At 72.1% G+C, this 3,346-nt stretch carries 4 protein-coding genes; 1 reads left to right on the plus strand and 3 read right to left on the minus strand.

From position 1 onward, the window contains the following. Nucleotides 1–36: 36 nt before the first annotated feature. Entirely contained in the window at nucleotides 37–873 is an 837-nt protein-coding gene (locus ACWCXB_RS36435) for a LytR/AlgR family response regulator transcription factor (protein WP_450728777.1), read from the minus strand. A gap of 49 nt (nucleotides 874–922) precedes the next feature. Continuing rightward, nucleotides 923–1,225 carry an anti-sigma factor family protein gene (locus ACWCXB_RS36440; protein ID WP_450728779.1) on the minus strand — a complete coding sequence of 101 codons (303 nt, stop codon included), beginning with the start codon at nucleotides 1,223–1,225 and terminating at the stop codon, nucleotides 923–925. 116 nt (nucleotides 1,226–1,341) lie between these two features. On the opposite strand from ACWCXB_RS36440, the gene ACWCXB_RS36445 reads away from it, so the two are divergent. After that, nucleotides 1,342–2,082, plus strand: a complete 741-nt coding sequence (locus ACWCXB_RS36445) for an anti-sigma factor family protein (protein ID WP_450728781.1) — start codon at nucleotides 1,342–1,344, stop codon at nucleotides 2,080–2,082. A gap of 62 nt (nucleotides 2,083–2,144) precedes the next feature. On the opposite strand, the gene ACWCXB_RS36450 is transcribed toward ACWCXB_RS36445, so the two are convergent. Next, nucleotides 2,145–3,008, minus strand: a complete 864-nt coding sequence (locus ACWCXB_RS36450) for an Fpg/Nei family DNA glycosylase (protein ID WP_450728783.1) — start codon at nucleotides 3,006–3,008, stop codon at nucleotides 2,145–2,147. Nucleotides 3,009–3,346 lie beyond the last annotated feature (338 nt).

Raw genomic sequence — 3,346 nt, forward strand, 5'->3', positions numbered from 1 at the left:
GATCAGGTGGTCGCGGAGCTGGCGGCCGAACGGTCGTCAGCCGCGCGCGTGGCGCATCAGCAGGTCGCGGAGCTGGCGTGCGTGGCGGCGGCTCACCGCGAGCTCCGCGCTGCCCACCCGGACGGTGGTGGCCCCGGCGTCCAGGCGCAGTTCGTCGATGCGGCCGAGGGCGACGAGATGGCTGCGGTGTATGCGGACGAAGCCGCGGGACGCCCAGCGCTCCTCCAGCGTGGAGAGCGGGATCCGGACGAGATGACTGCCCTCCGCCGTGTGCAGGCGGGCGTAGTCGCCCTGGGCCTCGACGTACGCGATGTCGTCGATCGCCACGAACCGGGTGACGCCGCCGAGCTCCACAGGTATCTGCTCGGGGGTTCCGCCGGGCGCAGCCGTTCCCGTCACGGCGGGCGGCGTGTGCCCGGGCACGGGCACGGGCCCGTTCGTATGCGTGTGCGTGTGCGCGGACTGCCGGGGCTCGCGCGCCGACTCGGCCAGGTCGCTGACCCGGCGCACCGCCTCGGCCAGCCGCTCCCTGCGCACCGGCTTCAGGACGTAGTCCACGGCCTTGAGGTCGAAGGCCTGCACGGCGAAGCCCTCGTGGGCGGTGACGAACACGATCAGCGGGGGCCGGGCGAAGCCCGCGAGCAGCTTGGCCACGTCGAGCCCGGTCAGCCCGGCCATGTGGATGTCGAGGAAGACGACGTCGATGGCGTCGTCACCGTCGGGCCCCGCGTCAAGGGCCCGGCTGATGCGGCGCAACGCCTCGGTGGCGTCGGTGGCCCCCTCCGCGCTGTGCACCCGCGGGTCGGAGCGCAGCAGATACAGCAGTTCCTCGAGAGCCGGTTTCTCGTCGTCGACGGCCAGTACGCGCAGCATGCTGCGGAGTTTAGGCGGGGGACGAACGCGAGACCACGGGACCACGGGTCTACGGATTGCCGATGCCCTGCGGCCCGCCACCGTCCTCGGGTACGTCGTGGTCCTCGGAGACGTCGAGTCCGCCGAAGCCGTCCAGGCGATCGATCCCCTCGATGCCGTCGAGCAGGTCCTCCACCGTGACCATCGCGAGCAGCGCCCGCGCGTCGGCGAGATCCAGATACGCCGCCCGGCACGGGTCGCAGCACGCCAGATGGCGGGCGACGCCCGCGTCCTCCTCGGGTGCGAGCGCGCCGAGTACGTACGCGCCGAGGAGCAGCTCCACATGAGGGCTGCCGGAGGGTGGCACGGTCATGAGTTTCCCCGTTTCTCCACCTGACGCATGAGCGCGGAAGGGTCTTTCTGCGTATTCCAGGGCGACACCACAACACACTACGGACACGTCAGCAGACGCGAATCGAGGAATGGTCCATGAATCTGCGGGAGCGGCACCGGGACGTGGCCGCCTATGCGCTGGGCGTCCTCGATCCCTCGGACGCGTTCCGCTTCGAGGAGCATCTGTCGGAGTGCGTCCTGTGTGCGGTACGGCTGGCCGATTTCACGCCGGTCGCCTCGGCGCTGGCCGAACTCGCCGGTCCAGGGAGGCCTGACGGTGCCGGTGCGCCCGGGACCGGGCCGTCGCAGTCGACGTCGGAGTCGACGTCCCCGTTGCCGTTGCCCTCGCCGTCGCTGCTCGACCGGCTGCTCCTCGAGGTCGCGGAGCTGCGCCGACGCAGCTCCCGCCGCAGGCTTCGGCTGGTGATCGCGGCCGCGGCACTGATCGTCGCGCTGCCCGCCGTGACGGCGGCCCTGATGGACGGTGACGGGAAGGTGAGCGGCGGCCCCGATGCGCGGATCGTCGCCACGGACGCCGCGACGGGCGTGTACGGCGCCGTCGACCTCCGTACCGCGGACTGGGGCACCGCCGTCGCGCTGCGCATGGCGCAGCTGCGCGGCCCGCGGACCTGCGAGCTGGTCGTGGTCGGCAAGGACGGCAAGGAGCACAGGATCACCACCTGGTCGGTGCCGAGCGGCGGCCACGGCGTCCCCGGCTCGCCCGGAGGCGAGGATCCGCTGGACCTCGAGGCGGCGACAGCGCTGCGGCCCGCCGAGATCGACCGCTTCGAGGTCCGTACCGTGCAGGGCGAACGCCTCGTCACCCTGGACCGCTGACCCGACCACCTGTCGACCCTGACCAGCTGATGCCCCTGACCACCCGTCTCCGCTCGGCCGGGTCACTTGAGCAGCCGGGACAACCGGCGGTCGGCGAGCGGCTTGCCGCCCGTCTGGCAGGTGGGGCAGTACTGCAGCGACGAGTCGTGGAACGAGACTTCACGGATGGTGTCGCCGCACACCGGACAGGGCTCGCCGGTGCGGCCGTGCACCCGCAGACCGCTCTTCTTCTCGGACTTGAGATTCCCGGCGGCGAGCCCGTGCGAGCGCTCGACGGCGTCGGTGAGCGTCGTGCGCATGGCCTCGTAGAGTCCGGTGATCTCGTCCTCGGTGAGTTTCGATGTGAGTTTGTAGGGTGACATTTTCGCGGCGTGCAGGATCTCGTCGCTGTAGGCGTTACCGATTCCGGCGATGAGGCTCTGGTCGCGCAATGCGCCCTTGATCTGGCGGCATTCACCGGCGAGGAGCCCCGCGAAGACGTCCCGCCCGAAGCCGTCGGCGAGGGGGTCGGGGCCGAGCCGGGCGATGCCGGGGACCTCGGACGGGTCCCGTACGAGATGGACGGCCAGCCGCTTCGTCGTGCCGGCCTCGGTCAGGTCGAAGCCGTCGCCACCGGTGAGCGCGGTGCGCAGCGCGAGCGGGCCCTTGCCGGGGCGGGGCACGCCGGACGGCAGGACGTCCTTCCACTGGAGCCAGCCCGCGCGGGCGAGGTGGAAGACCAGGTGCAGCCCGCCCGTCGTGGTGATGTCGAGGAACTTGCCGTGCCGGTGCACGGCGGTGACCTCCGTGCCCTCGACGGCGGTGAGCGGAGGGTCGTAGGTCTTGAGGACGCTGATGGCCACGGGCAGGACCTTGGCGATCTCCTTTCCGACCAGGTGGTCGCCGAGGAAGCCTCTCAGCGCTTCGACTTCTGGCAGTTCCGGCATGGCACCAGCGTGCCGCACCGGGCCGCCTGCGGCGAGCTTCTCCCCGCCCCGCCCCTTCCGAACCGGGGCCCGCCCCAGCCCCGGGGAGGTGCCCGGCACCGCCGGGCAGGCCGGGGTGTCCGTCCTCAAACACCGGACGGGCTGAAAGGTGAGCCGGTACCGCGGGTAGGCCGCATGTCCGTCCTCGAACACCGGAAAGGTCGACAAGGAACCGGTACCGCCGGGCGGGCCGGGTGTCCGTCCTCGAACGCCGGGGGGGGGCCCAAAGTGCCCCGACGGCACCGGGGGGTAGGGGGTGCCGGGGGGGGGGCCCCCACCGCGGGGCCGGGGGGGGCTGG

The sequence above is a fragment of the Streptomyces sp. NPDC001514 genome (assembly GCF_053597075.1).

Excerpts from the sequence above, each read along its gene's own strand:
- ACWCXB_RS36435 (WP_450728777.1), bottom strand. The coding sequence starts at position 873 with ATGCTGCGCGTACTGGCCGTCGACGACGAGAAACCGGCTCTCGAGGAA.
- ACWCXB_RS36440 (WP_450728779.1), bottom strand. The coding sequence starts at position 1,225 with ATGACCGTGCCACCCTCCGGCAGCCCTCATGTGGAGCTGCTCCTCGGC.
- ACWCXB_RS36445 (WP_450728781.1), top strand. The coding sequence starts at position 1,342 with ATGAATCTGCGGGAGCGGCACCGGGACGTGGCCGCCTATGCGCTGGGC.
- ACWCXB_RS36450 (WP_450728783.1), bottom strand. The coding sequence starts at position 3,008 with ATGCCGGAACTGCCAGAAGTCGAAGCGCTGAGAGGCTTCCTCGGCGAC.